The 15,267-nt window shown below is 63.8% G+C and carries 16 protein-coding genes; 6 read left to right on the top strand and 10 right to left on the bottom strand.

Annotated features, from left to right (window positions below; translation table 11 throughout):
* Positions 1 to 8: 8 nt before the first annotated feature.
* The 5 genes from AC1D75_RS02735 to AC1D75_RS02715 form a co-directional block, all read right to left on the bottom strand.
* The gene (locus tag AC1D75_RS02735; RefSeq protein WP_495513783.1) at positions 9 to 749 is read right to left on the bottom strand and encodes a glucose 1-dehydrogenase; all 741 of its coding nucleotides are present in this window, start codon (positions 747 to 749) and stop codon (positions 9 to 11) included.
* 141 nt (positions 750 to 890) lie between these two features.
* Positions 891 to 1,553: an alpha/beta hydrolase family protein gene (locus AC1D75_RS02730; protein WP_495513782.1), complete on the bottom strand. Its 663-nt coding sequence runs from the start codon at positions 1,551 to 1,553 to the stop codon at positions 891 to 893.
* Positions 1,554 to 1,639: 86 nt separating this feature from the next.
* Positions 1,640 to 2,440: a UbiA family prenyltransferase gene (locus AC1D75_RS02725; protein ID WP_495513781.1), complete on the bottom strand. Its 801-nt coding sequence runs from the start codon at positions 2,438 to 2,440 to the stop codon at positions 1,640 to 1,642.
* An 18-nt stretch (positions 2,441 to 2,458) separates the two neighbouring features.
* Positions 2,459 to 3,637: an alkaline phosphatase family protein gene (locus AC1D75_RS02720; protein ID WP_495513780.1), complete on the bottom strand. Its 1,179-nt coding sequence runs from the start codon at positions 3,635 to 3,637 to the stop codon at positions 2,459 to 2,461.
* A gap of 49 nt (positions 3,638 to 3,686) precedes the next feature.
* On the bottom strand, positions 3,687 to 4,340 hold the full coding sequence (locus AC1D75_RS02715) for a hypothetical protein (protein ID WP_495513779.1): 654 nt from the start codon (positions 4,338 to 4,340) through the stop codon (positions 3,687 to 3,689).
* Positions 4,341 to 4,501: 161 nt separating this feature from the next.
* On the opposite strand from AC1D75_RS02715, the gene exaC reads away from it, so the two are divergent.
* Together exaC and AC1D75_RS02705 are read left to right on the top strand one after the other, a co-directional pair.
* Positions 4,502 to 6,025, top strand: a complete 1,524-nt coding sequence (gene exaC, locus AC1D75_RS02710; RefSeq protein WP_495513778.1) for an acetaldehyde dehydrogenase ExaC — start codon at positions 4,502 to 4,504, stop codon at positions 6,023 to 6,025.
* 53 nt (positions 6,026 to 6,078) lie between these two features.
* Positions 6,079 to 6,489, top strand: coding sequence for a DUF779 domain-containing protein (locus tag AC1D75_RS02705; protein WP_482136641.1), 411 nt, complete (start codon positions 6,079 to 6,081; stop codon positions 6,487 to 6,489).
* A gap of 18 nt (positions 6,490 to 6,507) precedes the next feature.
* On the opposite strand, the gene AC1D75_RS02700 is transcribed toward AC1D75_RS02705, so the two are convergent.
* Both AC1D75_RS02700 and AC1D75_RS02695 read right to left on the bottom strand, forming a co-directional pair.
* The gene (locus AC1D75_RS02700; RefSeq protein ID WP_495513777.1) at positions 6,508 to 7,524 is read right to left on the bottom strand and encodes a serine hydrolase domain-containing protein; all 1,017 of its coding nucleotides are present in this window, start codon (positions 7,522 to 7,524) and stop codon (positions 6,508 to 6,510) included.
* Positions 7,525 to 7,969: 445 nt separating this feature from the next.
* Positions 7,970 to 8,479, bottom strand: coding sequence for a TetR/AcrR family transcriptional regulator (locus AC1D75_RS02695; protein ID WP_495513776.1), 510 nt, complete (start codon positions 8,477 to 8,479; stop codon positions 7,970 to 7,972).
* Between the two features lie 142 nt (positions 8,480 to 8,621).
* Between AC1D75_RS02695 and AC1D75_RS02690 the strand changes: the two genes are divergently transcribed.
* Both AC1D75_RS02690 and AC1D75_RS02685 read left to right on the top strand, forming a co-directional pair.
* A complete protein-coding gene (locus AC1D75_RS02690) occupies positions 8,622 to 9,362 on the top strand; it encodes an SDR family oxidoreductase (protein ID WP_495513775.1) in 741 nt (246 codons plus the stop codon).
* Positions 9,363 to 9,496: 134 nt separating this feature from the next.
* Positions 9,497 to 10,612 carry an HPP family protein gene (locus tag AC1D75_RS02685; protein ID WP_495515959.1) on the top strand — a complete coding sequence of 372 codons (1,116 nt, stop codon included), beginning with the start codon at positions 9,497 to 9,499 and terminating at the stop codon, positions 10,610 to 10,612.
* Here AC1D75_RS02685 and AC1D75_RS02680 read toward each other — a convergent pair.
* Positions 10,548 to 11,849 (bottom strand): MFS transporter, encoded by a 1,302-nt coding sequence (locus AC1D75_RS02680; RefSeq protein ID WP_495513774.1) that lies wholly within the window; start codon positions 11,847 to 11,849, stop codon positions 10,548 to 10,550. The two genes, AC1D75_RS02685 and AC1D75_RS02680, sit on opposite strands and share 65 nt — an antisense overlap.
* A 39-nt stretch (positions 11,850 to 11,888) precedes the next feature.
* Between AC1D75_RS02680 and AC1D75_RS02675 the strand changes: the two genes are divergently transcribed.
* Positions 11,889 to 12,773 carry a LysR family transcriptional regulator gene (locus AC1D75_RS02675; RefSeq protein WP_495513773.1) on the top strand — a complete coding sequence of 295 codons (885 nt, stop codon included), beginning with the start codon at positions 11,889 to 11,891 and terminating at the stop codon, positions 12,771 to 12,773.
* A 12-nt stretch (positions 12,774 to 12,785) separates the two neighbouring features.
* On the opposite strand, the gene AC1D75_RS02670 is transcribed toward AC1D75_RS02675, so the two are convergent.
* Both AC1D75_RS02670 and AC1D75_RS02665 read right to left on the bottom strand, forming a co-directional pair.
* On the bottom strand, positions 12,786 to 13,196 hold the full coding sequence (locus AC1D75_RS02670) for a PPOX class F420-dependent oxidoreductase (RefSeq protein WP_495513772.1): 411 nt from the start codon (positions 13,194 to 13,196) through the stop codon (positions 12,786 to 12,788).
* 88 nt (positions 13,197 to 13,284) lie between these two features.
* Complete coding sequence (locus tag AC1D75_RS02665; protein WP_495513771.1) at positions 13,285 to 14,097, bottom strand: SDR family oxidoreductase; 813 nt, start codon at positions 14,095 to 14,097, stop codon at positions 13,285 to 13,287.
* A 299-nt stretch (positions 14,098 to 14,396) separates the two neighbouring features.
* Here AC1D75_RS02665 and AC1D75_RS02660 point away from each other — a divergent pair, with 299 nt between their 5' ends.
* Positions 14,397 to 15,107 (top strand): alpha/beta hydrolase, encoded by a 711-nt coding sequence (locus AC1D75_RS02660; RefSeq protein WP_495513770.1) that lies wholly within the window; start codon positions 14,397 to 14,399, stop codon positions 15,105 to 15,107.
* Positions 15,108 to 15,267: the final 160 nt, after the last annotated feature.

The following is a 15,267-nucleotide window of genomic DNA, read 5'->3' as shown; positions in this document are numbered from 1 at the left end:
CTGATCCCTTACAGGGTTTTGTGCGGTACGTCCGTCACCAGTCCGCCGTCCACGACGAACTCGGTGCCGGTCGCATAGGACGATTCGTCACTCGCAAGGAACAAGACGAACGTCGAGATCTCGTCTGACGTGCCCGGTCGGCCGAGCGGGATGGTCACCAGATCATCCGGGAACTTCTCCGTCATGGGCGTCCGGATCATCCCGGGATGCAACGAATTGACCCGGATGTTGTGTGGAGCCAGTTCCAGCGCAACGGATTTCGCGAGCCCACGGACGGCCCATTTCGTGGCGACGTAGCCGTGGGCCCACGGTGCTCCGCGGAGGCCCTCGATCGACGAAACGTTGATCATCGACCCGCCACCGGCGGCGATCATCGGATCCGTCGACGCCTGCATCCCGAAGAACGTGCCCGTGAGATTGACGTCGATGATCTTCTGCCACTTGTCGTGCTTGAAGCCCTGGATGGAGCTGCCGTTGGCGATACCGGCGTTGTTGACCAGTACGTTCAGCTTGCCGAACTCGCCGACAGCGGTGCCGACCGCGGCTTCCCACTGATCAAACTGCGACACATCGAGGTGGACATAGCGCGCTGCGTCGCCGAGCTCGTCGGCCAGCGCCTTGCCCTCGTCGTCCAAGATGTCGCCGATCACGACCTTCGCGCCTTCGGCGACGAGTAGGCGTGCATGCGAGGCACCCATCCCGCGAGCGCCGCCACTGATGATTGCAACTTTTCCGTCCACGCGTCCCATGGGGCGTCACGCTACCTGCATCGTCGGACACGTGTCCAGACTTTCGTCTGAACTACTGTCGGATCCCGTCGACGCTCTTTGTACCGAGGTGGGTTCAGTTCGCCCGCTCAACCCCTGACGCTCGGCGGTTATCGACTCACATCAACCGGCGATCCGTGTCGCGATCTCGGCGGCGAGGGCCAGCGACGCGGGGTCGTCGGTTGCGACGTATCGATCGGCAGCGGCGTCATATGCAGCGCCGGCTATTGAACCGTGATCGGCGTCGAGCTCGACCAATTCGACCGGCCACGACCACTTTTCGAGTGTTGCCGCGAATTTCCGGCTTGCTGCCGACGGTACGGCGTCGTCGCGCACGCCGTGTAGCAGGGTGAACGGCACCCGCTGTGCGGACTGCGGGGGTTGTTTCGGCAGGTGCTCGCCGGTGATCGGGTCCGTGGCCATGAAAGCACCGGCCAGGCAGATCGTTCGAAGGATTCCGAGATCGAAGTCGCCGGCGTGGATGGTCAGGCTCGCAGCCGCCAGACCTCCGAGGGACCAACCGACGAGGACGATGCCGTCCGTGCCACCGCGCCGGCCTGCGGCGAATCGGGCAGAGGCGAGCAGATCAGACCGTCCGTTGTCCGTGGCATGCGAATCCCAGTCGGGTGCGATGACGTGGAGGCCGCGATCGGCCACCAGTTCGGCAAGTGGCCGCACCGCCGTGCGCGCGTCGGTTTGCATTCCGTGCCAGAGCAATACGGTTTGTGATGCGGGGTCGCCGAACACATCGGCCAACCGGCCAGGGGCATATTCGATCGTCTCCATGCCTCGAGTCTGCCTGACCGCGGAGTTGGTCGAAGCGAAACCTCACGCCCGCGGTATTGAATGGCGTCGGCTTCAAGGTGGTGTGGTCACGCCAGGATCAGCATGGTGACGTCGACCGCGGCGATGGCGATGGCGCCGTAGAGCGGAGTCCGGCCGGGACCCCGCAGCGTCACCAGCGCAATGGCAACGACCACTGCCAGACCCGCCCACATCCACAACTGCTGTGAGTTGGCGACCACCGCGATGGCAGTGGCACCGACGAGCAGGGCGGCTGCGACGTACGGGATCCGGCGGGCGCCCAGGACGTGGGGGAGGCCCCGGACCCCGGTGGCGTCGTCGTCGCCGAGGTCGGGTGCGACGTTCAGCAGATGACCGCCGACACCGAGCAATCCACTGACCGCGACCATCCACAGCGGTGGCAGATCATTCGGGTCTGCGGTCAAGGCGACGATCACCGGCAGTGAACCGAAGGCGACGAAGTAGGGGAGCCATGACATGACCGTCGACTTGAGTCCGAAGTTGTAGGCCAGGGCAGAGCCGACACCGAACACCAGGTGCACCGTGCCTGCCGCCAACCCGCATGCCATCGATGCCACCACGCAGACGATGGCCGCCACCGCGACGGCCGATCTCGCGGTCGTCAGGCTCAGGTCTCCGGACACCAGTGGTTTCTCTGTCCGCCCGACCTGTCGGTCCCGGTCGAGGTCGATGAGATCGTTGCTCCAGCCGATGAGGAGCTGACCGCTGAACAGGGCGACCGTCAACACTGCAAGCGAGCCCACATCCAGGCCGACGGCGACGCCGAGCGCCGCGGTCAGCAGTGTCACCGCTGCCGATGGGACCACGTGCCCGGCTGCCAGCAGTGCGGCCACCGGTTTCATCGCCATGGGCCTGCACCTTTCCGTTTATCGGCCGAGGCCGCGGATCACGATCGCGGGGACGAGTTGTTCGGCACTGTCCCACGAACCGTGGTTGCCGACAAGCATCGACTCGAACGGTTCGACGGCCGAGCGGATCATTGCGGTGTCGCCACGGGCGGCGGCGACCACGTCACCGATCCTCACGCGCACATTGCCGCGGATCGAGTCGCCGAACCAGCCGGCATCGATCGCGTCGTCACGGCTCAGCACGGTCGCCCGGTCGGCGAGCATGCTCTGCCAGGCGATCTGGACGTCTTCTGCGGCACCGCCTTCGGCGTACACGTGACGCACCCGGGCTTCTCCGGCGATGGCGGTGGTGCCCGCGGTGAGTTCGGGATGCAGGTCGATGTCGAAACGCCCCTGCACTGTGTTGACCATGCCGTGATCGCCGGTGATGACCAGGGCGCGACCCGAAGGCAACTGCTCCGCGAGCTGGCCGACCATGGTGTCAATCAGGCGTAGCTGCTCACGCCAGGACGGTGAGCCGGGGCCGTCGAGGTGTCCGGCCAGATCGAGTCCGCCGTAGTAGGCGTAGCCGAGTGTGGCTGCGGACGTGGACATCTCGGCGAGGATCGCAGCACGTAGGTCGTCGAGATGCTCGGCAACGATCATCCTGTCGGCTCCGCGTAGCGCCGCCCGCGACAACCCGGAGTCGACGTGCAGCGCGGGCACGATCTGCCGCGTGGTGAAACCCTGTGCCCGGCATTTCTCGAAAATCGTTGCGGTGGGTTGAAAATCTTCGGGAACAACGGTTTTGGTGAGTCCGTGGTCGTAGTGGCCGTGGACGCACCAGCGCAGGGAGTTGAGGATCGGCGCTTCGGGCTTGAGTCCGCCGGCACCCGCGCGGAAGGTGTACCCGAAGATGCCGTGCGTGCCCGCCGCGCGTCCGGTGGACAGGCTGGTGAGGCTGACCGCGGTGGTGGCGGGAAATCCGGCCGCCACGGTGGTGGAGTTGTCCATCGCCGCGGCATTGAGATGGGGTGCATCGCGTGGGTGCGCGGCAACCAGTTCCGCCCCGAGCCCGTCGATCAGCAGCAGTGTCGCGGATTGCGCGGGCACCATCTTGAGGTGGTTGTCGAGGTCGGCGGCGCCGAGGGAAGCCGCCATCGATTCGAGGACGGCGGACAGGGGCGGCAGGCTGTGGCGCGGATCGAGATCACTCATCGTCGATCACGCTACGTGTGCACGAAGATGCTTCGGGCATGGCAGGGCGTCACCGCGAGCTCGTGTCTGCGCCGCGCGGCAGTGAGATCAGGGATGCGGCGAGGAAGCACAGCGCGCCGATGAAGGTGCCGCCCTGGTCGAGCAGTGGCGCGATCGGCTCGCCAGAGGCGTCCACGTATGCACCGACCGCGGAGAAGCCGAACGCGATCGACCCGACGGTGTTCAGGATCGTCGCCGACCAGCCGGGTGCATCGGGCTCGTCGCGATGCCGGTAGAGGCGAACGGCGTAGACCGCCAGTCCCGAGCTGATGAGGAAGGCGATCGAACCGTAGACGTCCGGCCGCCAGACGAACCGGTCCTCGTCGACGATCGAGTGCACCACCAGGGCGGCACCGGTACTGATGTTGAAGGCGAGGGTGCCCACCTGCTGCACTGCGGCCGACAACCACTCGGAGATGTGGACCTCTCGACCGGCCTTTCGTGACCCGGCAATGGGCTGCGCAGCACCCCGCAACCGTCCGCAGAGCTGGAGCTGGACGAACGCGGCGAATGTGAAGAACCAGGAGCCGACGAAAAAGGAGCTGTTGGACACCGTCGATCCGGCCCAGTCGGCGAATCCGGGCGCCGAGCCCAGTGCGAAGAGTGCCGACCCGATCGCAAATCCCCAGCATTCGGTACGCGCTGAGTGGCGGATCACGTGCATCAGACTAGCCGGTGTCTCGGAAAAAGGGGCTCTGAGCACCGAAGATCGTGGTTGCAACCCGGATGCAACGGAAGCACTCGTACTGTGTGTCTTAGGTCACATGGGTGGCCGAACGCCGCGCGTCGCTCACCCGTAGGCAACCAGGCGAAGAGGAGCTCAGCATGACCGTTTATGCCAACCCCGGAACACCCGGCGCCGTGATGAACTACGAATCACGGTACGAGAATTGGATCGGTGGCCAGTGGACGCCGCCGGTCAAGGGGCAGTACTTCGAGAACCCGTCGCCGGTCACCGGCAAGACGTTCTGTGAGGTTGCCCGGTCGACGTCCGAGGACATCGACCTAGCTCTCGACGCGGCCCACAAGGCTGCCCCGGCGTGGGGCAAGACCTCGGTCGCCGAGCGGTCGCTGGCCCTGCTCCGCATCGCAGACCGGATGGAGGAGAACCTCGAGAAGATCGCCGTCGCCGAGTCGTGGGACAACGGCAAGGCCGTTCGCGAAACCCTCGCCGCCGACATTCCGCTCGCCATCGACCACTTCCGCTACTTCGCAGGCGCGTTGCGCGCTCAGCAGGGTTCGCTCTCCCAGATCGACGAAGACACCGTCGCGTATCACTTCCACGAGCCGCTGGGCGTTGTCGGCCAGATCATCCCGTGGAACTTCCCGATCCTGATGGCCGTGTGGAAGCTGGCTCCCGCGCTGGCCGCAGGCAACGCGGTGGTCCTCAAGCCGGCCGAGCAGACACCGGCCTCGATCCTGTTCCTCGTCGAACTGATCAAGGACCTGCTGCCCGCCGGTGTCCTGAACATCGTCAACGGCTTCGGTGTGGAGGCCGGCAAGCCGCTGGCTTCGAGCAATCGGATCCGCAAGATCGCGTTCACCGGCGAGACCACCACCGGACGTCTGATCATGCAGTACGCCTCGGAGAACATCATCCCGGTGACCTTGGAGCTCGGTGGCAAGAGCCCCAACATCTTCTTCGCGGACGTGATGGCGGAGGACGACGGTTTCCGGAACCGCGCGCTGGAGGGCTTCACGATGTTTGCCCTCAACCAGGGCGAGGTCTGCACGTGTCCGAGCCGGGCGCTGATCCAGGAATCGATCTACGACGAGTTCATCGACCTCGCGGTGGAGCGGACCAAGAAGATCAAGCAGGGCAACCCGCTCGACACCGACACCATGATGGGTGCGCAGGCGTCGAACGACCAGTTCGAGAAGATCGCCTCGTACCTCGCGATCGGCAAGGAAGAGGGCGCTAAGGTCCTGACCGGAGGCGAAACCGTCACGCTGGAAGGCGATCTCGCGGGTGGTTACTACATCCAGCCGACCATCTTTGCCGGAACCAACCGGATGCGGATCTTCCAGGAGGAGATCTTCGGTCCGGTGTTGTCGGTGACCAAGTTCTCCGACTACGCCGACGCGATGTCGATCGCCAACGACACGTTGTACGGACTCGGCGCCGGAGTGTGGACGCGTGATGGTGCCACCGCCTACCGCGCGGGACGCGAGATCCAGGCCGGCCGGGTGTGGACCAACACCTACCACGACTACCCGGCACACGCGGCCTTCGGCGGCTACAAGCAGTCCGGCATCGGGCGCGAGAACCACCTGATGATGCTCGAGCACTATCAGCAGACCAAGAACCTGCTGGTGGGTTACGCCCAGGATGCCAAGGGATTCTTCTGATCCACCAGGCATCACCAAGCGCAACAAGCTATTTCATCAGAAAGTGATCTGTGATGACTCCTACTGATCGAGTCGTCGCGACTGAATCCGCCGTGGAGCTCTTGACCAAGTTGTCGGAGCTCCACGGCGGCCTCATGATCCACCAGTCCGGTGGATGTTGTGACGGCAGCGCGCCCATGTGTTACCCGGTAGGGGAGTTTCGTGTCGGCAGCCGAGACGTGCTGCTCGGCGAGATCGAACTCCCGGAACCGCTGCCTGCGGTGCGGGTCTGGATCCAGGGTGACCAATACGAACTGTGGAAACACACCCAGCTCATCCTCGACGTGGTGCCCGGACGTGGTGCCGGATTCAGCCTCGAGGCACCCGAAGGCGTTCGATTCCTCGCCCGCTCCAGGGTCTTCGACGAAGCCGAGAACACCTGGCTCGACGCCTGCCCACCGCGCACGGGCGCCGACGTCACCTGAGCGACGAGGTTACGCCATCTATTCGGCTTCTTTGATCCATCTCGTTGCGTACATCGTGGTCGGGCCAAAGAACTCGTGGACGACGTCATCGACTGTGTTCAAGCCGTTTTCACTGTTGGTCATGATCATCACGCTGCGTCCGGTCGCGGGGTACGCGATGAAAAAGGCCTTGTATGCGCCGTTGTCACCCCAGTGCCAGATCGCGTCCCCGAGTTCGTTGGTTTGCAGCCCGATACCGAGCCCCCACTTGACGTGGTCGATCGCTTCCTTGTCGCTGCCACCATGGTCGGCGCTACCCGCCGCGGTGAACATCATGTCGCGGGTGCCGGGTGTGAGCCCTTCGCCCCCGAGGAGCGCGCCGCGGATGAACTTGTTGTAGTCGGTCGCCGTGGTCCGCAGGGTGTACGCGACGTTCGCCCGGGGGAAGTTTCGGACGGGTTTCGGGGTGCCGTCCGCGGTGTGGCCGACGGACGTGACCGTGTCGAAGGCTGGGTTGGTGACGAGGTCGCTGCCTTTCATCCCGAACCGGTCGAAGACCCGCTTCCGGACCAGTTGTTCGAAGGGTGTCCCGGTCAGCGACTCTACGGTCTTCTGTAGGTAGTAGAAGCCCTCTCCGGAGTACGACCACTGGGTTCCGGGCTCGAAAATGGTTCCTACCGGCGTGGTTTCGAACTCTGGACTCGACGGCCCGGTCGCCCAGTTCGGCAGACCGGAGGTGTGCGACAGCACCATTCTCCCGGTGATCCGTTTCGCAGCCGGGTCTGCCGCGATCCGCGGATAGTCGAAGTAGTCCGACAGCGGGCGGTCGAGATCGAGAACGCCCTCGTCCACCAGTTGGAGCACGACGTACGAGGCCACTACCTTCGTCAGCGACGCCGCTTCGAATACCGTATCGGAAGTCACCGGGCTGCCCGTGGCAACACTCGATACCCCGTAGTTGAACACACGCTCGGATCTGCGGTCCGAATAGATGACTTGGGCGCCGGGAACGCCTTGCTTGATCAAGGCAGCGTTGATCCGCTGTGCGACAGCCACATACGAGTCGTTTGCCGAGGATCCGGAAGATCCGAGAGAGCCAAGCCAGCCCGGGGTGCTGGACGTGTCGGCCAGGGCCGGAGCAGCAATTGATGCGGAGAGCGCAATTGTAGTGGAAAGGGCCACAGCGAGAACAGGTACCAGTACCTTGTGTTGGACAGACTTCAATTGACACCTTTGGACGATTGGTCGACGGACTCGCTGATTCTAGGGCGGGCCGGAGCCGAGATTGCCCCTGTTAACCAGATCCTTACCTACGCAAACGAGATTGAAACAAACAGTCAATTCCGTCGTTCTTCCTGCCACACAACAGGTCCCAAGTGTGCTGCATCACTGTACGGTTGGGAGCCAAATAGCTCCTTCTATGAAGTGGCATCGGCTCGAAGCGGATATAAAGTTGCCGGACTGGCTCGACGCCTGCCCACCGCGTCGGTTCGACGATGTCTCAACGAGGCGGGCGCAGGCCGTCGAGCACAACGGTGAGTAGATGGCGTGCGCGAGTTGGCCATTCGGACGCCTCGAGGCGGGTGAGGTAGCCGATCAGCAGTATGACGTCGCGGGCGTCCACGTCGGGCCGGATGCTTCCGTCGACCTTGCCTGCGTCTAGGAGCAGCGTCAGTGCTTTACCGATCGGCCCGAGGCTGTGCGCTGAAAGATCTTGCCAAACAGCCACTTCCACGGCCGCGAAAATCCACCGTTTGATCTGGGCGTAGTCGGCGACCCGGTCGAACCACAGCGCCAGGGCCACGGTCGGCTCGTTCTCGGCCAGGAGTGCCGGGGCGGCGGCAACCAGCTGTTCGACCTCGACGCGATAGACCTCGGTGAGTAGATCTTCTCTGGTCGGGAAGTGGCGATAGAGCGTGCCCTGGCCGACCCCGGCCTGCTTGGCGATTGCGTTGAGTTGTAACTCATCTGAGGTTGCGATGAACTCCCGCGCGGCATCGATGATGCGCATGCGGTTCTCGGTTGCGTCGGCTCTTCGGCGGGAGGAGGTCATCGGGTCCCAACCGTACTCGACTGGCTAAGCGGACACGTGTCCGCTACGGTTGAACTCACCTAAGCGGACACGTGTCCGGTACAAGTGAGGGAGTTCTCGTATGTCAGATCTGAGTGGCAAAGTTGTCGCGATAACCGGCGCAAGCAGTGGCATTGGTGAGTCCACTGCCCGCCTGCTCGCCGAGCGTGGAGCAGCGGTGGTGCTCGGCGCCCGTCGTGTCGATCGACTGGCGACAATTGTGGACGACATCAATGCTCGAGGCGGTCGTGCGATTGCCTGCACAACGGATGTGACCATCCCGGACCATCTCAAACGTCTTGTCGCACGGGCCGTAGAGAAATACGGTCGCCTCGACGTACTGGTGAGCAACGCGGGTATCAGCAAGATCGGGCCGGTCGCAGACCTTGATGTCGAGGGTTGGTCAGCGATGATCGACGTGAACGTTCGAGGTGTGCTGCACGGAATCGCGGCTGCATTGCCGGTCTTTCGGGACCAGGGAGAAGGACATCTCGTCACAACGGTGTCGACGTCCGGTTTGAAGATCGTCCCGAATCAGGCGGTGTACGCAGGCACGAAGAATGCGGTCCGGACCCTGCTCGAGGCGCTTCGACAGGAATCGACCGACGGCGTGCTGAGGACGACATCGATCTCGCCGGGCATGGTCAGCACCGATCTCGCCGATTCGATCAGCAACGACGAAGTACGGGCACAGATCAGGCGGAGTATGAGCGACTTCGGTCTCGACCCGGCGGCCGTCGCCCGCGCCATCGCGTTTGCCATCGAGCAACCCCGAGACGTGGAGATCGGCGACATCGTCCTTCGTCCGACGTTGCAAGCCTAGGAGCTACAACCAAGGGCCCTTCCAGTGGCGCGTTGGCGGTCGCATATTCTGCCCGCAGCACCCCGGAAGGAACGTTGAGCAGTGATACAGGATAAGCAGTGACCGCGCTCCGGCCGGTCACGTTCCACTCGGTGATGCGTGGTTTGGGCCCTTCCGCTGCCGCTGGTCAACCGCGCGAGATGTTTCGGGCGGGACTCGGCATCTTGATCGGCCTGGGTGTGGTCGGGTTGATGCTGCTGGTGCCGGGTGTGGATCAAGAGCTCGGGCTGTACATGATCGCGCCGTTCGGTGCGACAGCCGTTCTGGTGTTCGCGGCACCGAGTAGTCCACTGGCGCAACCCTGGCCCGCAGTTGTCGGTAATACGATCTCCGCGGTTGTCGGTGTCGCCGTGACCCTGCTGGTACCCGATGTGACGTTGCGGATCGCGCTTGCCGTCGGGCTGGCGGTGGCTGCGATGATCCTGGTGCGCGCGGTGCACCCGCCTGCAGGCGCGGTCGCGATGACGGCCGCATTGTCTCCGGATGCCGTTGATGCCTTGGGATTTCGGTTCGCTCTCGCGCCTGTCGCCGCCGGTACCGTCCTGCTCGTGGTCCTTGCGGCGGCGTATGGGCGCGCGACCGGAAGGCACTATCCGTTCCGGCAGTTCGATGAAGCTCCGCCACCCGCGGAAAGACTTGGTCTCAGCGAAGACGAGCTGTCCGGAATCCTTCAGCACTATCGGCAGACGCTGAACCTTGGCGTCGCCGACCTTGCCCGGTTGATCGGCGCGGCAGAACTGCAGGCCGCGAGTCATCGGACCGGGCCGTTGAAGGCCGACGACGTCATGTCTCGCGACCTGGTGACCGTGCAGCCGGATGCAACGCTCGATGATCTTGCGGAACTGTTTCGGCTGCACGGGTTCACGTCATTGCCGGTGGTGGATCATGGCGGCGGATTCCTCGGGGTCGTCTTTCAGATTCACTTGATAGTTCGGCTCCAGGATCCGGAAGCGCGCGGAGGATTCGGGAAGCCGACGCTTCGGTGGGCAGATCGCCGTGGGGAGGTGATCAGGGCGCGCGACATCATGGCAGTGGAACCGGCCGTCGCGTCACCGACGACACCGGTCGCGGCAATGCTGCCGTTGCTTTCCGAGAGTGGTTGCGAGGCAGTGCCGGTCCTCGATGGCAGGGCACTGGTCGGCATCGTCACCCAGACCGACCTGATCGCGGCTCTGGCGCGGCAGACCCTGATCGGACCAGTGCCGCTGTGAGGATGACACCGACCATCAGGAATGCCGCGACATAGCCGGCCACCGCTGCCCAACCCCCGGCCGCATAGGCAAGACCGCCCAGCGCTCCAACCAGGGAAGCCCCGATGTAGTAGCTGAGCACATACAGGGATGACGCCTCGCCACGGTGCTGTGTGGCGCGCGCACCCACCCAGGCGCTCGCCACCGAGTGTGCGGCGAAAAAGCCTGCCGTGAAAAGGGATATACCGATCAGGATGGTCGGCAGCCAGTCGGGCAGGCTCAATGCCAGGCCGGTGATCATGACCCCGATGGCAATGACCAGCACTCGGCGCCTGCCCCAGGAATCGGCCATCCGCCCGGCGACGGCGGACGAGATCGTTCCGGACAGATACAGGGTGAAGACCAGTCCGGCCAAGATCACCGGGAGGTTGAACGGACTGGCGATCAGCCGATATCCGAGGAAGTTGTAGACGGTCACAAACCCGCCCATCAGGACAAACGCCAGGCCGAACAGACATAGCAGGGGTGTGTCACGCAGGTGGACGGCCAGGTTGCGAAGCGTCTTCCGTGGCGAAACCCGCTGGGGAACGAAGTTATTCGATTCCGGAACCAGTTTGATGAACGCCACCGCGAATCCCAGGGCGACCAGAGACGCCAACTGTAGCGCCCATTGCCAGGCGGTGATGTCGATCGCCAGGGTGGGGATCATCCGCCCGGCCAAGCCGCCGATCGTGTTGCCTGCGACGTACGTTCCCATCGCTGTGCCCAGGGCACGCCCATCGATCTCTTCGGCAAGATAGGCCATCGCGACTGCGGGAACCCCTGCGCACAACAAACCCTGGAGCGCCCGGCCGGTAAGCAAGATCTCGAACGTCGGACTCCAGGGCAGAACAAGTCCCAGCAGGGCGGCGCTCACCGCTGAAATCGACATCACCCGCACCCGGCCGAAACGTTCGGACAGCACACTTGCCGGGATGATGGCGACGGCCAATAGGCCGGTGCTGACCGAGATGGCCAGAGCAGACGTCGCCGGCGAAACTCCGTAGTGCTCCGAGAAGACCGGAAGCAGACCCTGCACGTAGTAGAGGGTCATGAAGGTCGCCGTGCCGGCTGAAAAGAGGGCAAGGGCGGCTCGCCGATAGCCCGGGTCGCCGAGACGATATCCCGCAGGCTGAACTTTGGACTGTGGGGCGGATGTGTCGGATGCGCTCACTGTGTCTACGGTTCCAGGTGACCGATCCAAAAGGAAATGAATCATATGATGATCTCTAATGCCCTGAGCGCATAAGGAGGACGGATGGCTGCGGACTGGTTCATCACGCTCGCCGAATTGCAGAACGTCTCGGCCGCGGCCCGTCGGCTCCACCTGGCCCAACCGACGCTGTCCCGGATGCTCGGCCGTCTCGAGCGTGAGGTCGGGGTGGCACTGTTCGATCGGCACGCCAAACGGTTGCAACTCAATGCGTTCGGGGAGATCTATCTTCGCCATCGTCGTCGTGCGGTGGCAGAGATGGATAGCGCGCGGTATGAGATCGCCCAGTTGGCCGACCCGGTCGAAGGGTCGATCGACTTGGCATTTCTGCATTCGTTCGGAGTCTGGCTGGTACCCAGCCTGATTGGCGACTTTCGGCGCGAACGGTCGTCGAGGGTGGCGTTCACCCTCACGCAGGGTGCCGCCGGTCCGGTGATCGAGCGGGTGCTCACCGGGCCCGCGGACATTGCTGTCGTGTCGCCGCGTCCTCTCACCACCGACGTCGGGTGGTCGCCGATCATGCGGCAGCGGTTGGCGCTGGCGGTTCCCGCGGACCACCCGCTGGCGGTGCGCGATGAGATAACCGTTGCCGAGGCGAGCGAGGAGTCGTTCATCACGGTGGCACCGGGCTACGGAATGCGGCGGATCCTCGAAGAGCTCTGTGCCGACGCCGATTTCCGTCCCAACATCACGTTTGAGACCACCGAACTCGGAACGGTTGCAGGCCTGGTGGCCGCCGGATTGGGGGTGTCGATCCTTCCGGTCGAGGGCAATCCGCAGCTACCCCCTGGGGTTGTGCTCATTCCCTTTGTCGGAGAGGAAACATCCCGCGAAGTGGGGCTGATCTGGAAACGCGACAGTGCAATGAGTCCGGCGGCATCTCGATTTCGGGACTTTGTCACCGAGTGGGCGCGGTCGACGGAGACCTGATCGACGAGATCCTCAGGCCGCGATGTTGCGCTTCTTGGGCCGGATGCGGTGCGGATCGACATCGGAATCCTCTTCGGCGAGCCCGAAGGAAATGATCCGCGTCGGGTGGATGCGGATGATCGGCCCCGCGGCGCTGCGTGGTTCGACCTGCTCAGCGGTGCCACGGATCTCGAGGCAGCGCACCCGCCAGGGGTTCCGGGAGGCGATATCGTCGACCACGAATGCGACCGTGGGATTGACGGCGAGATTCTTGTACTTCTGACTTGCCGCCATGTTGAACCCGGTGATGTCGATTGTGCCGAGGTCGATGTTGCACGTGAAACCAACAGGATTCACCTGTGGGTTTCCTCCTGGCTGGAGCGTCGCCAAACGTCCGAGATCCTGCGTCGCCAGGTATTCGATCTCGTCGTCTGTGAACGTCATCTTGTTCCCCATCTCGTCGTCGGCAGAGTTGCCGCCAACAGTTTCCGACTTCAAGCGCGCTTGAAGTCAACCCGAGATGGGGCGGCCGCTACATGGACTTCACGGCTGCAACGGCGCCGCCGTCGACGAGGAGGTCGATGCCGCTGATGAAGGTCGCGGTGGGGCCGAGCAGGAAGGCGACGGCAGCGGCGATGTCGTCGGCGGTGCCGAGCCGTTTGGTGGCCGAGAGGTCGACCATCATGCGCATACCTGCACCGCTTTCACTGGCAAGTTCCTGTTGTCCCATCGAGGTCGAGATGACGCCGGGGCTGACGGAGTTGATGCGTGCACCGCGTGCACCCCACTGCCCGCTTGCAGCCTGCACTCGAAGTGTGTTGGCGCGCTTGGCAATGGAATAGTTGAGGCCGGGGTCGATGTCGGTGCGCAGGAACGGCAGTTGCAGCAGCTCGGTGGTCGGGGTGCGGGCGAGGGCCTTTTCCTGCTCCCCGTTGAGCCCGCCACCGCCGAGGTATCCGGCCATGCTCGAGATCACCACGCCGGCACCGCCGGGCGCGATGATCTGCCCGAAAGCGTCGAGCGACAGTGCGACCCCGAGAAGGTCGACCTTCAGGATGGATTCCGAATTTGCTTGTGTCGGAGACAGTCCGGCGGTGTGGACGACCTCGGTGACGGCACCGAGTGAGGCCGCGGTGTCGGCAAGGCCGGCCACCGATTCCGGATGCCCGACATCGACCTGCTGGGTCGTCACCGAATGACCTTCGTCGCTGAGGGTTCTGGCTGCGGCAGCGAGGGTTTCGGTGTTGAAGTCTGCGAGCAGAATGTGCTTGCCCGGACCCTGTCTGCGGGCGACCGCGAGACCCATTCCGCCGACGCCGATGACAACCAGCACGTTCTTGTCCATCGCTGCACTCCTGTCTATTCGAAGGCGGCCAGGTCGCCGCCTCCTCTGACCTGTCGACGATCGACTGCACCGTGTGCGCGAACCAATTGCCGATGCTCTGCACGCTACTGCTTCCGTCGGGCATCAGCGCAAGTTGGCAGGAGGAGAACACGAAACCCAAGCCCATCATGACGATTTCGATACCCGCGGGTGACGAGAAAACGCCGCGGGCCCGCTCCCGGGTGCATAGGTTGTCGTTTGACCACCTACGCGTCCGGGTGCCCGCGTCGGGCCTCAACTGAGCAGAGTCGGAGATCTCGATGGCTACCTTTGTGCTGGTACACGGCGGCGGACATGGTGGCTGGTGCTACCAAGCGGTCGCGCGCCTGCTTCGGTCTGCGGGCCACGACGTCTACACGCCGACACTGACCGGTCTGGGTGAGAGGTCGCACCTGGTGTCCAAGGATGTGAACCTCGACGTCCAGATCACCGACGTGGTCAACGTTTTGGAGTTCGAGGATCTGCACGACGTGATCCTGGTGGGCCACAGCTACGGCGGAATGATCATCACCGGGGTTGCAGATCGCGCCACCGCGCGGATCGGTCATCTGGTCTACCTCGATGCCGCCAATCCGGAGAACGGTCAATCGCTTGCCGACGTCGCAGGCCTGCTGATGGAGGCATCCCGGTCGGTCGGGCGAGTGGTCGACGGTGTCGAACACGTGCTGTTCCCGGGCACCGATCCGATGGGGTACTACGGCGTGACCGACCCCGATCAGATCGCCTGGATGAAGCCGAAACTCACCCCGCATCCGTGGGCTTGTTTCGAGCAGAAGTTGTTGCTGGACAATGAATCCGCCGTGCGTGAGATTCCGCAGTCACACATCGTGTGTACCGCGACCCTTCCGTTCCGCGACGTGGCCGCGTTGCAGGCCGCATCCGACGGGCGGGTGTGGGACATCGATACCGGCCACGACCTGATGATCTCGGAACCCGAAAAGGTGACAGAAATGCTGCTTCGGGTGGTCTAGGCCGTCAACTTCGTCGTCGGGAGCAGGTGCGGAGGGAAACCCCTCTTTGTGGCCATCCTGGGGGCCGAACGTGGCCTGATGTTCTGCCCAACGGGTGAGCTGGGCTGGTCAAACACCTGTGATCGACACCTATACTCGATCCGAATCGCGTGGCCGGGGG

This window comes from Williamsia sp. Y712, from assembly GCF_059445525.1.
The sequence above is the reverse complement of the archived record's forward strand: the minus strand, read 5'-3'. Positions and strand labels throughout refer to the sequence as shown.

Excerpts from the sequence above, each read along its gene's own strand:
- AC1D75_RS02720 (WP_495513780.1), bottom strand. The coding sequence starts at position 3,637 with ATGAGTGATCTCGATCCGCGCCACAGCCTGCCGCCCCTGTCCGCCGTC.
- AC1D75_RS02725 (WP_495513781.1), bottom strand. The coding sequence starts at position 2,440 with ATGGCGATGAAACCGGTGGCCGCACTGCTGGCAGCCGGGCACGTGGTC.
- AC1D75_RS02670 (WP_495513772.1), bottom strand. The coding sequence starts at position 13,196 with ATGACGTTCACAGACGACGAGATCGAATACCTGGCGACGCAGGATCTC.
- AC1D75_RS02680 (WP_495513774.1), bottom strand. The coding sequence starts at position 11,849 with ATGATTCATTTCCTTTTGGATCGGTCACCTGGAACCGTAGACACAGTG.
- AC1D75_RS02730 (WP_495513782.1), bottom strand. The coding sequence starts at position 1,553 with ATGGAGACGATCGAATATGCCCCTGGCCGGTTGGCCGATGTGTTCGGC.
- AC1D75_RS02685 (WP_495515959.1), top strand. The coding sequence starts at position 9,497 with ATGCGTGGTTTGGGCCCTTCCGCTGCCGCTGGTCAACCGCGCGAGATG.
- AC1D75_RS02660 (WP_495513770.1), top strand. The coding sequence starts at position 14,397 with ATGGCTACCTTTGTGCTGGTACACGGCGGCGGACATGGTGGCTGGTGC.
- AC1D75_RS02735 (WP_495513783.1), bottom strand. The coding sequence starts at position 749 with ATGGGACGCGTGGACGGAAAAGTTGCAATCATCAGTGGCGGCGCTCGC.
- AC1D75_RS02690 (WP_495513775.1), top strand. The coding sequence starts at position 8,622 with ATGTCAGATCTGAGTGGCAAAGTTGTCGCGATAACCGGCGCAAGCAGT.
- AC1D75_RS02705 (WP_482136641.1), top strand. The coding sequence starts at position 6,079 with ATGACTCCTACTGATCGAGTCGTCGCGACTGAATCCGCCGTGGAGCTC.
- exaC (WP_495513778.1), top strand. The coding sequence starts at position 4,502 with ATGACCGTTTATGCCAACCCCGGAACACCCGGCGCCGTGATGAACTAC.
- AC1D75_RS02695 (WP_495513776.1), bottom strand. The coding sequence starts at position 8,479 with ATGCGCATCATCGATGCCGCGCGGGAGTTCATCGCAACCTCAGATGAG.
- AC1D75_RS02675 (WP_495513773.1), top strand. The coding sequence starts at position 11,889 with ATGGCTGCGGACTGGTTCATCACGCTCGCCGAATTGCAGAACGTCTCG.
- AC1D75_RS02715 (WP_495513779.1), bottom strand. The coding sequence starts at position 4,340 with ATGCACGTGATCCGCCACTCAGCGCGTACCGAATGCTGGGGATTTGCG.
- AC1D75_RS02665 (WP_495513771.1), bottom strand. The coding sequence starts at position 14,097 with ATGGACAAGAACGTGCTGGTTGTCATCGGCGTCGGCGGAATGGGTCTC.